This window comes from Paenibacillus sinopodophylli, assembly GCF_005930355.1.
GTDB lineage: Bacteria > Bacillota > Bacilli > Paenibacillales > Paenibacillaceae > Pristimantibacillus > Pristimantibacillus sinopodophylli.
The window spans coordinates 123758-144470 of record NZ_VDBO01000005.1; the positions used below are offsets into that span (position 1 = coordinate 123758).

Here is a 20713-nt window from a genome sequence, read left to right on the forward strand (position 1 = left end):
GTCATTAAGATAAAGCACAGTGCCAAATATCAAGAAAAAGAGCAGGTTATCGAAAAGATAGGAGGCTATATAAGGAGAGGGCATCCCTCACCAAATAAAAATGCATTTTAATAGAAATAGAGCTGGGCAGTTCTCTTTGGGAGAATGCCCAGCTTTATTTTTTTTATTGGTTTCTTAAAAAAATCAGAAAAATATTGATGAGCTGGAAGAGCTGATTAAGTTGCTTTATATTATAACCTCTTATAAGAACTTGTTTGGGACTGTAGGCTAACAAATCTTTCTTGTCAGCTTTCGGTTAAATTAGATATGAAGTAGTCTGGCAAGGAGACAAATTGAGTATAGTACCGGGAGATAAGGTATTTAATGCTGTATGCAAAAATTTTAGATTGAGATACAAGAAAAAAAAGCGACCCTGATTATTAACAAATTCAATAAATCAAGAAATGTGGCCATCGTATTTGGAAAATCTGATTAATGATTCTTCGCGGCAGAAGCAACGCCCCAAGATCGCCGTCATCAACGGCACAATGAGAACAAAAGGTCTCGTTGTTCTGTACACGCCCCAAAGTTTCAACGCTGAAACCTTTTTCAGAGCATAACCGACAGCTGGAGTGATTGGATCTCGTATGCGAGAATCCGGTGGCTACAGGTGAAGACGAGAAGGGGCAAGCAGTAATATAGTATGCGGATATTGAATACATCGCCAGATAGGCTGAGTGCCTTGGGCGATGCTGCTCGAAGCATTCCGGCTTATTTGTGTTGCAAGCGACTACGATACGTTTGGAAGGATTTGTGAGAACCGCTCCGAATTATTAAGGATAACAAGATAATCGGAGGGGTTAAAGCTTGAAGGATAAAATGGCTAAGGTCAGCGAACCAACTGCGGCCGTACAAAGAAAAACGGAGGCTGCTGCCCCGGTCACGGGAGAGCGAGGTTTCGGCGGGGTGTACGGCGGGTATTCGCCGGAGTCGATCTTGCAGCTTCAGCAAAAAGCAGGCAACAGTGCGGTTATGCAACTGCTGGCAAGCCGTTCAGCAGGTTCAGCGCTTGGCAGCTTAGAGAGTTCAAGGCCTCCTGCGCAGCTGGCTAAGGAGGCAGAGCCTAATCGGACAGGCATGCCGGATAGTCTGAAGAGTGGTCTTGAGTCGGTGTCTGGCATGGATTTGTCGGATGTATCCGTCCATTACAACTCCTCACGACCGGCGGAGCTTCAGGCTCACGCCTACGCACAAGGAAATGACATCCATATTGCGCCAGGACAAGAGCAGCATCTCCCGCATGAAGGCTGGCATGTCGTGCAGCAGCGGCAGGGGCGGGTCAGACCGACCACACAGCTCAAGGGTGAGGCCATCAATGATAACAGTGCATTGGAGCAGGAAGCGGATCAAATGGGAGCACGAGCGAGCATGCTGGGAACAGCTTCGCACACGCTGTCGGCATCAGCAAGCCGTGCAGCATCCTCTACGGCTATTCCTCAGAGGAAGTCCTTTGGTTTTCTTCCGTCTACCTCCGCGAATGCACCGATTCAGCGTGCGCTAGTCCGAGATCAAGAGGTCATCGACGAACGCGACGATACGTTTAGATGGGGCAAGTTCAAAGGCAAGAGGGATGACGTCGACCCTAACCATGTAGGCATCGAGCAAGGAAGAGGCACAAAGCTGACCACCGGTGACAATGTAAAAACCAAAGTGCAGTGGAGCGCAATTGACGGCTTGGCTGGTGAAGGAAAGCGAGTAGAGGCGCTCGTTGGCCCCGATCATAATCTGGGAACATCGCCGAGTCATCCCAATGCAGTGGCGAGGGTCAATGGATTCAAGGCGCTATCGGGCCAATCCTATATCTCTGGCCATCTGCTTAATGAAAAGCTGGGCGGACCGGGCAACGACCCACGGAATTTGACCGCGATTTCAGGCTCGGCGAATTCGCTGCAAAGTTCGAATATTGAGCAGCATGTTCGTGATCCGGTGAACGAAGATGGCGATTGGTACAAGTACATCGTAGATGTAGAGTACGCGGACGATTCAACGTTAATGGAAAACAACAATCCGAAGCTGAAGGCCTATAATAAGCTTCCCAAGAAGCCTACCGGTGTTGTCATTACCGATTCAGGAGACAAGAAGCAGATTAAAGTGCGTTACGCTTCCAAGCTGACAGCCAACTGGTATCAGGTCAACTCTAAAGGTGGCAGATACGGTGCGGAATTCAAGAAAAACATGAGCATAAAATCCCCGTTTCACGGCGGAGAGTCCAGTATGGGCAAAATGAAGAATGAAGGGGAGGTAGCAGCCAAGCCCGACAAAAAGATTAGAGGCAAAGCTGCTCGAACGGATATCGACGCCGAAGAATTGGTGCTGACGACAAGCAATCTGCTCAAGAGCGTTATCGAAAACCGCGAGGGCTTAATCGAGAGACTCAATGAGTTGCGCGGCAGCAACAAAGAGCAGGCGGAGCTTGTGAAGAAGCTTGAGACGCTCGTTGACAAGGGTGAAGGAGAGTCTATTGAGCTTCGTGACATCGTCTATAATTACGGGTATGACTGGGGCTACGATCATGGCAAGGCGGCCCATTATACTAATATGGGCTGTTATGAGGATGATGGGAATAACGGTGTCTATAGCGAGGGATATGCGGAAGGCTACAAGCAGGGATATGTTGATGCTGAGCAATATGAGTTTGGTCATTCCCATGGCAAAGAGGACGGCTATTATGGGACGGGCTACACCAAGTACGAGAAATATAATGATATGCATAACAATCAATCTTACCGTGACGGGTACGATGCGGGTGATGTTGAAGGCCGCTTTGAATACTGGTATGAGCGTGGGGAGCAGGACGGCTATCACGATGGTCGGGAGGATCTGGAATGGCATTTGCTCAGCGAAGAGGAAGGGTACCTGAAAGGCTACGAGATGTCTTATGCAGAGGGCTTGAAGGAGAGTGCGTTCGCGAAGGGGAAAAGGCCAATTTGTGAAAACATTAAGCTGACCTATGACGCTAACGAGGCTAATCAATTCATATATAAAAAGTTTGACGGCACGACGATCGTTTCTCTGACGGGTGAAAGTGATTATTTCAATGGTGAGAAGTGGTATGAGGTGGAAGTCATGTTCTCGACCCATCATATTTTGCAAGAGTATATAAGAGACAACGAGTTTGCGAAAGCATTGATGCACAAGGATTGGATTCGAGAGGGTAAATAATAATATTCCTTTACGGGAATATTCCATTTGAGGTATGCTCTAATTATAAATTCATACTAAGAAATGAGGAATGGAAATGACAGTGAAACGGGAAGACAAGGAGCTAGTCATTACACGTGTACTCCATGCACCGCGTGAGCTTGTATTCAATGCATGGTCAGAGGTCGAGCATTTAAAGCGATGGTGGGGACCGAAAGGGTTTGAAATAAATGTCGCACAATTGGATTTCCGTCCAGGCGGTGTTTTCCATTACAACATGCAATCTTCCGATGGAAATCAAATGTGGGGTAAATTTGTGTATCAAGAAATTAAAGCTTTCGAGAAGATTGTCTGGGTCAACAGCTTTTCAGATGAGGCGGGTAATATTGTTAGGGCTCCTTTTAGCGATTTGATCCCGTTGGAAATACGAAATACAGTAACCTTTAGTGAAAATAACGGTATTACAACAATGACCTTGTGGAGTGGACCGATCAACGAAACGGAGGAAGAGAGAAGCTTCTTTGAGGGCATGTTTGAGTCCATGCAGGAAGGCTTCGGAGCAACGTTCGATCAGCTCGAACAATATTTGGCAGACCATTCTTAACCAAGATTCATAGGTAAATCTTATTATTGGTTAAAGAAATTGGATCTCGGTCACTGCCCTTTTTTGGTTGTACTGTAAGCAAGACTGTCTTTCGACTGAGTAATGCTACAATTATTGTATAGAATGTAATCATAACCGTCGCTAAAATGTTTTTGATAATAGGGCTAATTCAGTTAAGAGGGAGGCTGGCAAGTGCTTTAAGCAGGATGAAAGCACTCGCCAGCCTCGGAACGAGCCGGATTTTCCCTAGTGTTATAGTTAACTACCTAGATTGAATTTCTTATTTCTTTCAAGAAATCTCTCATTATGAGAGGACACGTAGGCCATGCTGTCGGCTGTCGGCTCCAAATACAGCTTAGCGCTGTTGAGCGCTAGCACCGCGTCATTGAAGGCACCGGCGATTAGCTTGACCTTGCTGCCGTGGGAAGCGATGTCCCCTGCAACGAAGACGCCTGGAATATTGGTAGCCATGGTCTCGTTGGCGGCAATGATATTATGGTTCATTTTTAGACCCCAATTGCCTATTTCGCCGTAGTCCCTAATAAAGCCATGGCTGATGACGACGGCATCGATCTCTAAAGTTATTGAGTCGCCTGTGTCGCTATGTACAATGTCCACGCTATGTATCGTTTCGCCTGACCCATGAAGCTTGTCGACCTTATAGGGTACGAACACACGCGCTTCTTTCATCATATTGGCCACCTGATTCTCATGGGCTGCAAACTGTTCTCGGCGATGTACGACATATACTTGTGCCGCAATCGGAAGCAGTTCATTGGCCCAGTCGACGGCAGAATCGCCTCCCCCGGAAATGAGTACGTGTTTGCCGCGAAAACGATCTAGCTGCTGAACCGTATAATGCAGATTGCTGATTTCGTATCGATCAGCACCTTCAATATCTAGCTTCTGTATGTTGGTTATGCCTCGGCCAATTGCTAGAATAACCGTACGCGAGTAATGCTTCTCGCCTGTGTCTGACAGTAATTCGATCGTTCCGTCCTCCAAACGGGCAAAGTGCTGAACACGCTGATTGAATACAATAGTAGGATCAAACGTACGAGCCTGCTGCTCCAAATGGCCGATTAACGTTTCGCAGCGAGTAGGAGGAACTGCGCCAATATCCCAGATCAGCTTCTCGGGATACATGTGCATGAAGCCTCCAAGCTCTGACTTGGCTTCGATTAGCTTGATTTTTAAATCGCGCATGCCGCCGTAGAAGGCCGCGTACATGCCAGCCGGTCCGCCGCCAATAATCGTAACGTCGAAAATAACTTTATCGTTCGGCATAACTCTGCTCTCCATATGTTGGTTATCCATTTATTTTATGTTTTCCTTTAATACTTTAATTAGCTCGTTAAGCTTGGCTTGCTCGGCTTTCGGGCCTTCGATCAGCCAGTTTTTCATGTTTAGTACATGTACATTTCCTTTTATGACTGCAGGAATGGAGCCCCAAACTGCCGTGTCTTCGAGAGCGAGCAAATTATCCAACGTCTTCTGCAAATTCTCGTCGCTTCCATCCGAGCTTAAGGTGACGACAAACAGATGCTCCGCCGATACTTCGGGAAGAACCTCTAGCGAAATTGAGGCGTTTTGCTTATCCGGGTTAGCCTTTTGCAGTTCTAGCGTGAATGGGTCGGCTTGCCAGCCAAGACCTTCATAAACGATGCTGACATAGCTAGACATTGGAGTCGTACTAGATAAAATAGATGGTAGGAACAAGCGAGCATCCTTCTCTTGCATCCGCAAAAAGGCTGCAGTCGGCTGTTCGCCAATCAGTTGGGATACTTCTTGTTTAGCTGCGGCAATAAATGCTTCCTGATCGGACAACACTTGCTGCGCTCGCTCGTCCAAGTTCAAGGCTTCGCCGATTTGAACGATGGAAGTTCTCCAATTGCTGCGATTATACGCGATAGTCGGCGCAATTGAGCTCAGCTTGCTGTACACTTCTTCGCCTAGCAGGGAGGAAGCGATAATAAGATCAGGGTCGGCTGCGATAACGGCTTCAAAATTTAACTCATCTGTAAAACTTTCAATTTTTGCACCTTGCTGTTCTAAATCGGAATTAAGGTAATCTTGGCGCAGAATAGGGGTTGCCAGGACGAGTGGAACATCAAGCGTTAGCAGCATATCTTCAAGATTAATGGACGCAATTCGTTTCGGATTGGCAGGAATATCGGTCGTTCCAAAGTTATGCACGACTGAACGCGTTTCGTTATTAATTTCTTCTTCGGGCAAATCTGACACGTTAGGCGTGGCATTGCCAGCTTCTATCGTTCCTGTATTGTTACCGCCGCAGGCTGCAAGCAAGGCTATCATAAGGAATAGTCCAAGAAATACACTCAGGTATCGTTTTTTGTTAATCATGTTGACCCCTCCAAGTTTAATTGATATTCATTCTCAATAAATAAAAGGATACCATTCCTCCCCGACGGGAGGAATGGACTTTTGTTGAGCTTATTCATGGATATAAGAGGGATTCGTAAACAGCTGTAGCGCTTCGTTTAATATTAAGTCGTGACCGTGCGCAGAATAGTCCAGCCAGGGCATCTCGTTGACTTCATACACCTGACTTTTCTGAAAGGGAATAAGATCGTTCCATATACGGGACTGGAGCCAGCTGTTCCATTGGTCTCGGGACTGCTTGTCTTTATTAACAATAACAAGCATATGGTCGCCTGCAAACAGGCCAAGCTCGGAAGGAGATACGTGGTGGAATACGGCAATTTGCTCGTATGGATAAGCGGGCTGCAAGCCTAAGCAGTCGAATAGGACGGAGCCGCCGTTTCGTTTGCCGTAAACGTAAAGCTTGCCGTTTTTGACATGGACAATGGATATGGCAGCCTTGCCTATCCGAGCTTGAATAGCTCCGGCAACCCTTTTCGCTTTGCGATCGTAGTCCTTCAACCATACTTCTGCTTCTCTGCGCTTGCCAAGAGCATCGGCGATCATACAAAGCTGTTGACGCCAGTCCAGCTCCATCCACGGAATAACGATTAGCTTGGAGGAGGAGTCGGAAAAAGATTGATAGGTGGCTGCCTCCTCTTCGCTGCACATAATGATCTCGGGCCGGGCTTCTCTGAGCATGTTTGTATTGAAGTGCCAGATGTCTTCGTCGATCTGTTCGGATCTTTGTAATTGATAAGGAATGCGATTGAAATAAGAGCTGCGGTGACTGTCGCGGCCTTGATCAACAACGGCTACGTATGGAACGACCTCAAGCGCCAGCAGTTGACCGGTAAAAGGAAAGCTGGCTGCCGCGATTTTATTTCGTTTGAGCTTGCGGTATGCGCTTGGCGATACGCCCTCCATATGTTTAAACTTGCGGCTAAAATAATACTCATCGGCAAATCCGGCTTGTCTGGCGATTTCGATAACGGATAGGTCTGTGGAAAGCAGTTTTTCTTTTGCAGACTGAATGCGGATTGCATTCAAATAAGCAATCGGACTTTGTCCGGTCTGCTTCTTGAACTGCTCGGAGTAATGCCATACGCTCATACCCGCAAGGCGGGCTAGCTTATGCCGGTCTAAAGGCATATAGTAATGCTTGTCCATGTAAACAATCGACTGGCTTATGACATGCTCGCTTTGCTTGTTCTTGCCTGTTTCACTGCACTCCATCAGAAGGAGCAGCAGCTTGGAGCGCATGAGCTCAGCTTGTACAATTGCACGGAGACCGTCTGCGGCTGTCACATTCAGAAGCTGTTCGGCCAGCGATAGCCACTCTGTTTCTGATGAACCTTCAAGCTTGCCGGCTTCGGGAAAGGGCCATTCCAGCCTTCGGAATGGGCGGACTTCGTCATTGTTAGGGGTTAACGGCTCATAGAAATGAATAGCTATGAAGAAGCCGCGTACTCCTCTGTCCGTATCATGTTCCGCGAATATGGCATTCATCTTCGGTAGAATGACATAGGCTTGGCCGCGTTCGAGCGAATAGTTTCGATCTTCAAGCTGCAATGTTCCAGTACCGTGTTGAACAATGAAAATGACGGTACTTGCTTGCAACATGAGGGCAATCGAGAAGGTATCGTTGGATGTATGATAATTTTGAACGTTGTCGATGTAAGTAATGGTCATTGCTTCGTTATGAGTCATAATAAAGTCCTTTTCATTTAATGATAATAATTATCAAACATAATGCGAAAAAACTCAATGAAAAGAAACGGGTAGTCAGATTGGGAGCTGAAATAGCGGTGTCATCAAACAGAGTGGTAGAGGGAGGGATTTCGACGCAGTAAGATTTACGATGTCGCTTTTGATTCTGAATGTGCAGCTCGAAGGAAGAAGCTTACCTTATATTACAAGGGTTGAAAAATTCGATCTGGTACCTTTTCCTCATTTGGTATTTATGTTTCTTAATGGAAACCCGATATAAAAAAGGGAAGATTACAGAGAGAAGGGACAGTCAGCCAGTTATACGATTTAAATCATGGGTCAATACATATCGAACGGACGATATTGAGTTTCACTATTGGATTGGGGAGGAAGGCAATCATGACGGCTTTCTTCACATACGGGCAGTACCGACGGATTTTTATGAAAACAGGGGAAGTCGATTTTTGAATATGGACGATGAAACCTATAAAGGTGTTGGCCAAATTATATCTTTAAAATGCCTTTAACCAAATGTTTAATCATTAAAACAAAACGGTTGACCAAGCTTTTCTTAATATTTGGACACCAAGCTCCATTTCCTCTTCTTTGATTCCCCCAAAGCCCAAATAAATCTTAGGGTTACCACAATTTAACCGTAATTGAGCATCTTGACTTCCGTATACAAGCACACCTTCCTGCCTTGCTAATTCAATCAATGTCTCAGCACTGACAGGGGTAGCAACACATAATTCTATGTGTAATCCTGATCCGCTGCTATTGACCTGGACAGACTCTGGCATATGGATGCGTATGAATTGAACCAATGCATCGTGTTTTAAGCGATATATTTTCCGCATCCGCCTTAAATGGCGATACCAATGGCCACGGGAAATAAACAGCTGCATAGCCCATTGATTCATTCTCGAAGGGCTGGAGAAAACTTGATCTAATAATCGAAGTTTCTCTAATAGATGCAGCGGTAGGATCATATAGTTCATACGTAATGAAGGTGTAAATACTTTTGAAAATGTACCCATGTAGATGACTCTTTCGTTTTTGTCCAGTCCTTGAAGTGAGAGTATGGGCTTGCCAGATAGTCGAAGCTCCCCATCATAATCATCCTCAATAATATAACCTCTATTTTGATTGGCCCATTGAAGCATTTGTTGCCTTATAACATAGGGCAAAGGTTCACCTGTTGGACGGTGTGAAGGCGTTACATAAAGTAAGCGAAGCTTATTGGAGGTTAACTCGTGCTCCAGTTCTCCATTATTATGCATGGAAAAAGGGACAATTTGAAACTTGTTTTGAGTAAAAATAGGTCTAACTTGAGCTATTCCAGGTTTTTCAATCCCAACATAGAGATTCTCCTCCAGAAGTCTGGAGAGTAAATGAATACTATAAGAAATACCGGTTCCAATCACAATTTGTTCGGGTGAGCATATAACGCCTCTTGAGTTACGAAGATATTGTGCCAAGCTTTCTCGCAATGGATATTCACCTTGAGGATCGCCGTATTCGTGAATGGATTGACTATTAAGTGTGAGGGACTCGCCTACTATTGATTTCCATCTTTGAATGGGAAACGAATCTCCATCAATAGTTAAAAGACTGAAATCAATGTAACCTTCCTTCCATGTTTGTCCCCGTTTATCAAGTTCAGCTTCCAGCTTTTTATGTACCGAGGAATCAGGATGCTTGGACGATTTTACTGGATAAGGATTAACGACAATTAAGCCCACTCTTTCTTTACTCAGAACATATCCTTCTTCCAACAGCAAATGATAGGCCGTTTCTATAGTTGTTTTGCTGATATTTAGCTGTCGCCTAAGCGAGCGAATGGACGGTAATTTCATGCCGTCTATCAAGACGTCATCCTGAATGAGTGCTCGAATATGTTTATATAACTGCATATATAGTGGTTCGTCTGTATGAAATGAAAGAACAAGATCGATCTTATTTCCCTCCTCATCTGACCCTTAAATATTGTTACAAACTGATACTATATATAAGGTCATTGTTATTATAGACTTTGTAATAAGTTCCATCAAGATTGCCTATTATTCATTCGGAGATTTTGTCGGATTCCATAATACGGTGAAAAGTTCGTGCTTTGCGAGATGGGGATTTAAACTATTGAGAATGTAGGTGGAGTAACAAATATGACTAAGCAAACCATAGCCGAGAAATTGAAGTTGTTGGGGATTGCGCTGCCAATTGCCAGTGAACCTGCTGCTAAATACGCGAATTATGTGAAAGTGAACAATTTATTGTTTGTTTCAGGAAAGGGACCTACGGGGAATCCTAAGGGTAAACTTGGAGGGGATTTTACAACAGAAGAAGGCTATCAGTTCGCCAGACAGGCTGGAATTGTAGTTCTTGCTGTATTGGAATCTGCTTTAGTCACATTGGAAAACGTGAAAAGAGTGGTTAAGATTCAAGGTTTTGTGAATGCAACTGCTAATTTCGAGGAACATCATAAGGTGTTGAATGGTTGTTCTGATTTAATGTTAGAAGTTTTCGGTGAAAAGGGAGTACATGCGCGTTCCGTTTTTGGAGCTGTTTCAGTAAGAGACAATCTTCCCATTATTATTGATTCCATTTTTGAAATTGAAGAATAGAGTGCTCAAATTTCCAGATAAGCATTTTGCTAAGCGGCAGTCACTCGTTATTTCCAATGCCAATGATTCATACAACGCTACGAAAAGTGTTCTTACAAATTATGCTATAATAGGGTGGGTTTTAAACCTGAATATTTCAAGAAAGAGGAATACCCTATGAACTTATACTATTCCATGCTCGGTCGATTGCTGGACGGGAGAACGCCGGTCCACAATGAAGGATACTATATGATAGACGATCAGAATGAGGTTGTGTTTTGCAAAAAACCTCCCGCTGAAGTGGAGATCGTAACGCTTGGGGATTTTACGAATGCATTGGTCGAGGGATGCAAACAAGTTATTTGTTCTTTTGCTAAAACCTCTGATAACAAAGACGTGTATGCTTTTAACCTATATACGGATGAGCACAAATTTATTTGTGTTTATATGAACACGTTGAGTTATTTTGAAAATACGTTGGCTAAGTATCAAGATAGATATGAAAATTATTATGAACAGCATGAGATTCAGTCGCTCAAGTATAATAGTGGGGATTTCGACCTTCAGTTTGGGCAGGACCATATGGGGGAATACGGGCGTTACGTTACTCAATTCGAAACGATTGCTTACTGTGCATCGGATATCGACAAAGAGCATGCTGAACAGGCCATGGAAGGTGTTCCGGTCGTCGCTTTTGAAGCTGGAATTATCGAAGATGGATATTATGTTTGTGCAATCGAGGCCATGCAACGACTAGTGAATGAGGACGCGTTTAATAGCTTGGATAAAACCGATAATTTTATTGCCTATGCTTCAACTGGAGAGGATGGTTTAGATTACGATATCGTAATGAGAAAAACGATCGACGCAAATTTGTATTATCTTGTATTCCCAGAGATGAAGGAATCAGATGAGAAGTTTGACGAAGCAATAAACGAAAGCAAGCATTTAACGGTTTCCGATGCTATTTCGTATTGGACGGATATCATTCATAATAATAACAGTTTGGAACCTTCGTTTACTTATATTAAGCCTACAATGGAGATTTTTGTACAGCTGGAGAGGTTTGGGAGTGAGTTAGCGCAAGAATGCTTGGATAAATTAACGGAATTACCAAGTCTAGAGAATTTAGATAACGCTGATTATGAGAAGATTGGCTTCTACATAGAAGCTTTATATTTCTGCGGATCTTTCACTCCTGAACAAATGAAACAGTGCGTCCAAATAGAACAAAGATTTTTGGAGGGTGACGATATTTTAATCGAATGTGCAAACGAACTGAAAGCCATAGTAAGCGGTTAGGAGACAGGGGGTGGTGGTAGAAACGATGTTAGCTTGGCCCTTCATTCCTTTAATACGGCGGGCGCCGATCAAGGTGCACAAGCATCGCAGAGCATCTCTGAAGCCATTATGGTTGTGGCCGACAGCTCGGAGTGGCAAACGTCCAGTGTACAAGATGGCAGTGATGCAGCGGAAAATATAGCGGTGCAAATTTACGGTGTTGCAGCACATAGCTCAGATGTAACAGCTATCGCATCTGAGGCTACTGCCTTGGCAGCAGACGGTTTTGCCGCTATGAACAAGCTGGGTAGCAAAATGGACGAGATGGGGCCCGGCATTCGTGAGTTGTCGGACACCATTCAAGACCTTAGCGGTTTGTCTGTCAAAATTGGCGAGGTTGTAGGAAGTATTAGCAACATCGCCCGCCAGACGAATATTCTTTCCTTGAATGCGGCCATTGAGGCATCGCGCTCTGGTGAGGCCGGTCGAGGTTTTACCGTCGTTGCTGATGAAATTCGGAAGCTTGGAGGACAGTCGATGGTATCTGCGGAACAAATTGCCGGCTTTATTGGTAGCATTCAGGATGAGATCGCGCTTACGCTTCGCGCATCCGAACAGACGGTAGAACAAGCTGCTCAGGGTAGACAAGCAAGCGAGCTATTTACACGTATCCGCTCATCCGTAGAACAGGTTGCAGAAAGCATTTGAAGCGTTTCTACGGCGGCGGAGGAGATTGTCTCTGGTACGGACAGCTTAGCTGGCTCTATTCGCTACATTGCCGATTCCGCCAGCGAAACCGCTGTTGAATCCGAGAATGTCTCGGCTGCCGTGCAGCAGCAAACGGCCTCGATGGAGGAGGTTGCTTCCTCCTCAGCAGAGCTCGCCAACATGGCAGGAAAGCTTCGGAAGCAAATCGATAAATTTAAGCTTTAGTAGGCTGATCGTTAAAGTCGAAAATTAGAAGCAAAAGATAATAGATACAACAAAAATTCGTTTCTTCATTCTGGGTTAGCATAGTCTGCTCATAATGAATGGAACGGTTTTTTTGAAGTTGCAAGTCAATTGATATAACAATTGAGCACTCTTTAACAAAGGAGATAACGTCGCTCGCAAGTTTTTTAACAGATGTCGGAAAAAGTTCCTTACCAATCTGTTGCTTAATATTATTTACTCAACTTTCGCAGCTACAAATTAACTCGAATATTTTGGGACTGTAGGGAGTAAACATTTTTTGTGTTTACAAAATAACTTCTTCGTTGGGTATCATGGAAGAGACTAGTAACCATTCAAAAAATAATAGATGTGTAAATCTACGGTATACCGTCGTTCCTAACTGACTAGTCTGTTTTTTTAGGTTTTCAGGAATGGTAAATTGCTTCGTTAGGTTGGGATTCGTAAGTCGTTTGCTCTCTCTGGGTTTACTGGTTTCAGTTGCTATCTCACTTGTACTTAAGGGCGAAAATTGCTTGCGGCTGCTGGAGAGTAGCCGCGGAGTCTAGTTGACGGGCTAGGATATGGTCTAGTGTTTCTTAAATCAAGTGTAACGATGGTTCGGCAGTTAAACGTGTAATAGTATTTATTTAGACGACTCAATTCTTCAGCGCAGCCGTGATAATAAGGTAGTACTAATTGTTCTGGTGTTTGATCATACAAAAGTCTGAGTGTATTCCATGTTAACGCTTGACGACTGGTTCGACGGCTTTAGCTTTACTTTGCCCCGATTGACTTTATCATGCTCTCGTCTACCAAACTTATAAATTGTATAACTGAGATGACGACAACAATTACGATGCTTAGTCGTGGGTATATGCTCCGTGTTGAGCCTCTTATAAAGTGGAACCTTTAAGGATAATAAAACTCTCATGTACTGAATGCAACACATCTACTTCAATATTAGGAATGTCCAGTGTAGGTAGTAAGTTGAGGAGTTGTATCCAATAATTGTTTGGTTCAAATTTGCAGCTTTCAATTTGTTGTGGGTATTTAAATTTTATATAGTAAAAAAGAGACTTTTGAACTATAATTACAAAAAAAACCAGCGAGGTGTGTGTTCTAAATGTATAACAAAGAAGTTGCTTATAATAATCTACTAATTTCTTTGAAAAAGACTCTTTCAGATTTCGGAACTATTTATATTGTAAGTAGTGATTTGAGTGAATCTGACTATGATCCTAAAATTTATAGCGATAATTTGCATTTGTATCGGGATGAAAATGATAAGTTTATATATTTATATGATAGAAGTGATGATGTTGTAAATAAAGTGTTAATAGGATCGTTAAAAATTATTCTACAAAATGTCGTAGCTCGATTAGTTGAAGAAACGCATGAGTTGAATTTATTAGAAGAATATCTAAGTACGGAAGATGGTGTATAAGGTCAGCTATGGATAATCTTATATATCACTTTACTGGAGCAACTGCGCTAAAGAGTATCATATTAAATCAAACATTTTGGATCACAAAGAGTGACTACTTAAATGATACCACTGAGTTGCATGCAATTAAGCCATTTATACAAAAATTTTTCAAACTGCATAACAAGATGAGTAGAAAAGTTCAAGCTTATATAAATGAACAACTAGAAAAATACTTAACCGATTACAATTATTATATCTTATCATGCTCTCAGGTAGATGATTCTTTACCTTTATGGAATTATTATTCTGAAAGTGAAGGGTATAGTATCGGCATTGACAAAGAAGAGTTTATTAATATGTTTGAACGATATTTTCAAAATATTGATGCAGATGTTAAAGTGAGTATTACTCCGGTTCGTTACGTAGCAGACTCAGATGAGACTGTAATTAAAGACTTATTATTACCTGTATCATATTTCACGGACCAAGATTTATTGTCAAAAAAAGACATATTAGATGAAATTTGTTTTGAGCTAGCCAATATGTCTTTTTCTGTTAAGCATGAAGCGTATTCAGCGGAAGAAGAAGAGAGAATTGTAGTTATATGCAAGAAAGACAGCGCCTTAACACATAGAGAAGAGTTTAGAGTATTAAATGGTACTTTTATTCCCTATATTGTTTTTAATAAAGAAAATGTTGATGGCTTGAAAGTGCCTATAAAAAAGGTTAAGCTCAGCCCCTATTTAACAATGGATGTCACTAAAAAGAGTGTTTTATATTTAGTTAATCGAAAATATGAAGATATTAATGAAAAAGATATTTCGCAATCAGTAATACCCTCAAGATACTAATCAAATTTCTATTGAATAAATATATAAAAAACCATTTTAAATATTATTTCATTTAACGCGTATAATTATGACGCGGTTTTCTGATATTGGGAAAATACTTATCGTGAGGTTGGCCAGCTAAATCTGGTAAACCTCTTTTTTTTATCTATACCTGTGAAATATGTGAGCTTGTACTTCGTCATAGAAATTGTTCATCTGCAATTTACATTAACTATGATGAAGCTGCATACGATGTTGTTGTAATAATGACGCAGTTTTGTGATTTTTTAAGAATCATACTGATAACGGAATAAGATGCACATATTATGCTGAAGTATCTGTTTGTAAAGACTAATTAAGCAATACCTAATCTTGTTCTAATTACGAGTTTTTCATAATCCCCGAGACGTTAGAGGGAGTGTTAGTTAAAAAATGAAGCAAAACAGGCTATGTAGCCGCTTCGCTAATCATAGAAGCACTGAAACTGCCAGAGACTACACAATTCAAGCCGTGGCTTGGGAATTTGTATAATCTTATAGGTTAAACTTCTTAAATGACAGCTGCGCCTTCTGTGCAGATTATTCTAACCCATCGCTTTCTAACAAGTCATAGAAATGATTACGGTCTTCGTTATCGAATTTACCAATCGTCCGTACCCTAACAGCTTCATACCAACCATACATGTCTAATTCCTCGTCATTCTTTGCCAGCTGGGCTCTACCCAAGTACCCGTAACATTTGGTCTCAGCGTTTTACCGTCAAACCGGTTCACCCCGATGTTTTATTAACCTTGGTACTTGTCTATTATCTAGTCTTTGCTTACAAAACTATTGATAATGATTCTTAAATGATAGGCGGAAACCGACGATGCTAGATACGAAATCTCACACGTTTGGAGAAATCCATTTTATTACAACGACAGATGGACGCCAGCTGCATCATATGGAGCAAGCGTAGGTGAACTTACCGTCATATTCGAATCGAGTATGGACTTGTCTCGCTCTACTTGGGGACTTGTGCAGCCGCTTGTCGCCGAACATGCGCGCTCTTGAGCGGGTGCTTGTAGGAGCGAGCCGGACAGTGAGCCAAGGACGCTGGTCCGAATAGCGGATGATCTGATTCTTTGTTGAACCATTTAGGAACAGGCCCGTTTATCCTCGTCGGGCATAGCTGGGGTGGCCCAATTATTTGCACAGTGGCAGCGATGGTTCCCGCACGCATACGTGGACTTGTTCTAGTTGATCAAACGGACGAGCATTGCGGATTGTATTTCAAAGAATCGACGGTAAAGCATTACGCGAGAATGAATTGGCTTATTCCGATGCTTGCCGGAACTGGCCTGTATAGGCTGATAGGAAGCAAACCCGGCAGTGTCCAGCTTACGGATGTCTATAAGGATCACCGCCGGGAGGATTTCATGATGCAGTCGGCTAGAACAATGGTAGCTGAAGAAGGCTTTTCCTTGATGATTTAAGAAGGCTCCACAAACAGCCGCTGATGCTCGTTGGCACTGAAGTTTCCGTTATCTCCGGAACTCTAATGACGCGGATGGAGCGGAAGTTCCGCCCGACACTTAACGAAGCTTATAGGCAGACTGCAGAGGTACTAGCGAATGGCTGCTTGGTAGAGGCACCGCATTCCGTGCATATGGTTATGTATAACGAACCTCAAATGGTCGTGGACGATATAAAACGAATAATGGATATGAATTAACGTTCTAAATAAAAATACATCGCCGCTAGAGTTATACATCTAAGGCGATGTATTTTTTTGTGTTTTGAGTCAACAGGGTGAAAGATCTAGGTTTCCTTACGCACGGTAAAACCGCCATAAAGTCATGTTAACCCTCCATAATGACCACTTAGCGCATAAGCGTTCCTAATTCGTAAACCATCGATTACATTAATGTATGTGAAGTACATGGATCGAAAGGTGGTCAACATGAAAATACCCATTAGAATTGTGGTTGGTTTAATTGTTTTGTTTGCGTTAGGGGTTGGTTTATTAGCCTTTCTAAATAGGCCGATATCGAAAGAGGCTGTAAATGAAAAGCTGGAGCAGCACCTAACCAAAATTGTTGAAAAAAATGATTCGCTATCAAGTGCATTATTGACGATTTACTCTAATCAAACGGGGTACTTGGGACAATTTGCAGTAGGCATTAAAAATCAGGTCTCGGATCAGCCTGTCCAAATCGATAGTCAATATCATGCAGCCAGTGTCGGTAAAACGATGCTTGCTGCGATCTATGGCCTGTTAGTAGACGAAGGTAAACTCAGCTTTGATGATAAAATCAATACATGGCTGGACGCTCAAATTTTGAAAGGATTATTTGTAGTAAACGGTACGGATTACAGCGACCAGGTAACAATAAGAAACTTGCTGAGTCATACATCAGGAGTGGGCGATTATTTCGCAGGTCCAGTGAAACATGGGAAATCGATATTGGAGATAATGGCTTCAACTCCAGACCGTTCATTCACTCCTCAAGAACTGATTTCATTTACCAGGGATAATCAGGAGCCTGTAGGACTGCCAGGGGAAACCTTTTACTATTCGGATACGGGTTATATATTGCTTGGACTCATTCTGGAATCGCTAGAGGGTAAGCCTTACTCCGAGATTTTAGAGAAGAAACTATTTGAGCCACTAGGCATGAACGACAGCTATTTAATGTTCGATCAGGATGAGCCTGCTGATATTGTTGGGATCTATGTGAATGGTATGGACTATAGCAACAAAAATGCATTATCGATTGACTGGTCAGGCGGTGGTGTCGTTACTACTATGGATGATCTGCTAACCTTTATGAAAGCTTTGGAACACGGGGCTCTGCTGTCTGATGAAGTGTATAGACAGATGACTGACTTTAGCGGGCGCTATGACAAGGGAATCTATTACGGCATGGGGATGATGTATTTTGACTTTAGTGAGCTGTCATTCCTGCTAGGCTCTATGACAGATGTATATGGCGGTGTTGGATCAACGGGGACGTATGTGTTATATGACAAGAAAAAGGATACCTATTTTATCGCGAATTTCGGATCGCTTGATTTTGCGGAAAAAGGGATAGAAGAATTAGTAAAAATAAGGATGATTTATGATAGGATGATAGTAGAATAAACAATACACTAGGTGTTATTAGGAGATATGATGGTTCAATTACTGTGTTCACACAAAGTGTATGAGAAATTGAAACAAGAGTTATCCAAATATCAAATCGAAGTTGAACCAGACGGTGAATGGGTGCTCGTTGAACATGGATATGACATACCACACGGCAAGCTTAGTGTTGTATTCGATGCGATTGATTACATGGATGTAGTCAAGCTATTGGTCTCTGGCGTTCGAGAAGATATACATCTGGCGAATACTTTTACAGGGTTAAGTGAAAACAAGTTTGCCGTTATGGAGCCGAGGGATGTTTTGTATCTAGAAGCAGGTATAGAAGGAATTACGGCATATACGAAGTCAAACCACTATAGTATCAAAGAAACCTTACAGTATTATGAGAACATTTGGGCAGCGAAAGGGTTTATACGAATCAATAAATCACAGATCGTTAATTTGCTGCATGTGAAAGAGATTATTCCTTGGTTTAACTCCAGATATGTACTGAGAATGGATAACCAGGCAGAGCTGGAAGTATCCAAAATGTTCTCGAAAAAGCTTAGGAATACACTCAAAATGTAGGAGAGCCGCAATGGAAACGATTCATTTTGAAAATATAATAAAATCATTTTTTCTCGGTATTTTTATGGGCATTGTACTGCAGTTCTATGATCATGCGGATATGCTCATCGGCTATAAAGTGTTAACGGTATTAGCCAGCGGAAGCATAGGTTTCATTATAGGCCTCCTAACTGAATGGCTAACGGCCATACTTCCGCTTAGTATGGCGAATGCGAGGATGTACTTCTTTATCAACAACCTAATTGCATTATTGGTAACTACATGCATTATGGCATCCTTATTATGGATAACAAGCAGTGATATAGAAAACAAGCAGTCCTTTGTGCCAACCCTATCCATTGTGCTTGGTATCATATGTATAGCGAATCTATTCGATTATATGATGTATCGGCGAGCACAAAATAAATTGAAAACATTGAAGGCATTTCTAAAAGATAAATAAGCGATGGGCCTAAATGGTATGAGGTTATTTGTAATATGATGTTATTGGGCACAGAAGGAGGAGGAGCACATTCTTTGCTCCTCCTGCAACTACTTATGTCTATGCAGTATCCGCCTCTGCTATAAGCTTTGCGATTACCGCACTGCGTGCCTCCTCCGTGAAGCGGATTGCGCCGTTCTCCTGAATGATAAGGCCTTCATTGATTCGTTTATCAAGCCAATCGCTGATGAAGCCGGGAGCGTACCCGTTTTGACCAAATTCACCGCCAAAAGCGATAATTTGGCTATAAGTATCCAGATACTGCTGACGGCTGGTAGCTGGGTAAGCACCCACGTACAGCCAGAACTGCACATCGTACATGAGATGAGAGAGCTCATCCGCATGAAAAGAGAAATGGCCTTTTTCTTTAACAATCCGGTTACAGACGCTGCGTATTTTGGACTCAAGCTCTTCTACCTCAGAGGCTTGAGCGGCACATAGCTCTGCGAGCAGAGGAGAGAATTTCCCATCTGTTACTTTAAGCAGATCGTCCTCTTTAACTTCCTCAGAAGTGTCGTATTCCTCGTCACTTACTAGTCCGCGAAAAAACGTCTCGAAGTCTGGAGCTAGGAATGTAATTTCATAATCATCCTCTTGATCGACATGGATAACTTCAGGTTCACCGTTCTTCCCGCAGTGCCGATAATCCAGCATTACAACGTCATGTCCTGCCGAGGGGCAATCACAGATCACCACGCCAATATCCGGATAGCCCCACTCTTCAATCATAAATGGGCTGCCGAGATCTCCACAAATCGAGTAGCTTTTGTCACGTCCGATTCCCATAATCCCCGTAATGGCGATATGATCCTCAGCCCACGAGGTAGCTTCATCTGTCGGAAAGGAAGTATGGTGGGGGATGCCTCCATTCTGATGCTTCATCAGTGCAATATAGCTTGCTGGTAGCCTATAGCCGAGCTCTTCTTCTACAGAAGCAATCAGCTCATTCGTAGGCGGAGCGGAGACATACTGTTCTCTAGCATAGGAACTATCTTCCCAGAAACGATTGAGATCCATGCCTTCAAAAGGAGCCGTTCCCGAGTCTTGTTGCTGCTTGCTACGTGCACGCCGCGCTTGGCTCTTTTGTTGTTTTTGCCACTTGCTTCGGCTCCAGTCCAGCAATCGGGCTGCATGCTGATCGTCAGGATCGAGCTCTGATGCGGTGCTCAGCACATCAATCGCTTCCTCATACCGCTTCATATAATAATAGGAATAGCCTACGCGAAAATGCCATAATGAATCATTTTTTCCCTGCGTGGCAATGGAAGCGAACTGTTCCAGCGCTTCTTCATACAGTCCTAGATTGTTAAACGCCCGGCCCATGCTGTTGATTATGTCGTAATCCCTGTCTGCTGGAGTCATTTTCATAAGAGTGTCTATGATCTGCTGGTGCTCGCTATCCTCATGCCATTGCATGATTTGGGTTTTTAGCTCTTGTTCCATCGTTGCCGTCTACCTCCCAAGTGAAAATATGATTTTCTCTATTTTATCAAATAGGAGACTGTGAATGGAAATTGGTGCTAGAGAGGATAATTATACGTGCAACTGAAGGGAACCGCAGCTAGGAGTGGTTTCTTAGGTGAATGTTCTTAT

General features: G+C 43.0%; 16 protein-coding genes. 11 read left to right on the plus strand and 5 right to left on the minus strand.

Annotation, left to right across the window (positions count from 1 at the left end; translation table 11 throughout):
* The first annotated feature begins 846 nt into the window (after nt 1-846).
* A complete protein-coding gene (locus tag FGT79_RS19600; protein ID WP_212758612.1) occupies nt 847-3201 on the plus strand; it encodes an eCIS core domain-containing protein in 2355 nt (784 codons plus the stop codon).
* 76 nt (nt 3202-3277) lie between these two features.
* Nucleotides 3278-3784: an SRPBCC family protein gene (locus tag FGT79_RS19605; RefSeq protein WP_138754527.1), complete on the plus strand. Its 507-nt coding sequence runs from the start codon at nt 3278-3280 to the stop codon at nt 3782-3784.
* 258 nt (nt 3785-4042) lie between these two features.
* Here the strand turns inward: FGT79_RS19605 and FGT79_RS19610 are convergent, their stop codons facing one another.
* The 4 genes from FGT79_RS19610 to pdxR form a co-directional block, all read right to left on the minus strand.
* Nucleotides 4043-5071 carry an NAD(P)/FAD-dependent oxidoreductase gene (locus FGT79_RS19610; RefSeq protein WP_138754651.1) on the minus strand — a complete coding sequence of 343 codons (1029 nt, stop codon included), beginning with the start codon at nt 5069-5071 and terminating at the stop codon, nt 4043-4045.
* Nucleotides 5072-5101: 30 nt separating this feature from the next.
* Nucleotides 5102-6148, minus strand: coding sequence for an ABC transporter substrate-binding protein (locus tag FGT79_RS19615; protein ID WP_138754528.1), 1047 nt, complete (start codon nt 6146-6148; stop codon nt 5102-5104).
* Between the two features lie 90 nt (nt 6149-6238).
* The gene (locus FGT79_RS19620; RefSeq protein WP_138754529.1) at nt 6239-7876 is read right to left on the minus strand and encodes a helix-turn-helix domain-containing protein; all 1638 of its coding nucleotides are present in this window, start codon (nt 7874-7876) and stop codon (nt 6239-6241) included.
* Between the two features lie 542 nt (nt 7877-8418).
* The gene (pdxR, locus tag FGT79_RS19625; RefSeq protein ID WP_138754530.1) at nt 8419-9789 is read right to left on the minus strand and encodes a MocR-like pyridoxine biosynthesis transcription factor PdxR; all 1371 of its coding nucleotides are present in this window, start codon (nt 9787-9789) and stop codon (nt 8419-8421) included.
* Nucleotides 9790-10038: 249 nt separating this feature from the next.
* Here pdxR and FGT79_RS19630 point away from each other — a divergent pair, with 249 nt between their 5' ends.
* The 9 genes from FGT79_RS19630 to FGT79_RS19670 all read left to right on the plus strand — a co-directional run bounded on the left by FGT79_RS19630 (nt 10039) and on the right by FGT79_RS19670 (nt 19081).
* Nucleotides 10039-10497, plus strand: a complete 459-nt coding sequence (locus FGT79_RS19630; RefSeq protein ID WP_138754531.1) for a RidA family protein — start codon at nt 10039-10041, stop codon at nt 10495-10497.
* Between the two features lie 228 nt (nt 10498-10725).
* A complete protein-coding gene (locus FGT79_RS19635; RefSeq protein WP_171056336.1) occupies nt 10726-11778 on the plus strand; it encodes a DUF4303 domain-containing protein in 1053 nt (350 codons plus the stop codon).
* A 33-nt stretch (nt 11779-11811) separates the two neighbouring features.
* Nucleotides 11812-12465, plus strand: coding sequence for a methyl-accepting chemotaxis protein (locus tag FGT79_RS19640; RefSeq protein WP_138754533.1), 654 nt, complete (start codon nt 11812-11814; stop codon nt 12463-12465).
* Between the two features lie 1348 nt (nt 12466-13813).
* A complete protein-coding gene (locus FGT79_RS19645) occupies nt 13814-14134 on the plus strand; it encodes a hypothetical protein (RefSeq protein ID WP_138754534.1) in 321 nt (106 codons plus the stop codon).
* Nucleotides 14135-14142: 8 nt separating this feature from the next.
* Nucleotides 14143-14967, plus strand: coding sequence for a DUF2971 domain-containing protein (locus FGT79_RS19650; protein ID WP_138754535.1), 825 nt, complete (start codon nt 14143-14145; stop codon nt 14965-14967).
* 1102 nt (nt 14968-16069) lie between these two features.
* Nucleotides 16070-16420: an alpha/beta fold hydrolase gene (locus FGT79_RS31975; protein ID WP_246096504.1), complete on the plus strand. Its 351-nt coding sequence runs from the start codon at nt 16070-16072 to the stop codon at nt 16418-16420.
* 467 nt (nt 16421-16887) lie between these two features.
* Nucleotides 16888-18069, plus strand: a complete 1182-nt coding sequence (locus tag FGT79_RS19660; protein WP_138754536.1) for a serine hydrolase domain-containing protein — start codon at nt 16888-16890, stop codon at nt 18067-18069.
* Nucleotides 18070-18096: 27 nt separating this feature from the next.
* Nucleotides 18097-18639: a LytTR family DNA-binding domain-containing protein gene (locus FGT79_RS19665; protein ID WP_246096505.1), complete on the plus strand. Its 543-nt coding sequence runs from the start codon at nt 18097-18099 to the stop codon at nt 18637-18639.
* Nucleotides 18640-18649: 10 nt separating this feature from the next.
* Nucleotides 18650-19081, plus strand: a complete 432-nt coding sequence (locus FGT79_RS19670; protein ID WP_138754537.1) for a hypothetical protein — start codon at nt 18650-18652, stop codon at nt 19079-19081.
* 99 nt (nt 19082-19180) lie between these two features.
* Here FGT79_RS19670 and FGT79_RS19675 read toward each other — a convergent pair whose 3' ends face one another.
* Nucleotides 19181-20563: an SMI1/KNR4 family protein gene (locus FGT79_RS19675; RefSeq protein ID WP_138754538.1), complete on the minus strand. Its 1383-nt coding sequence runs from the start codon at nt 20561-20563 to the stop codon at nt 19181-19183.
* Nucleotides 20564-20713 lie beyond the last annotated feature (150 nt).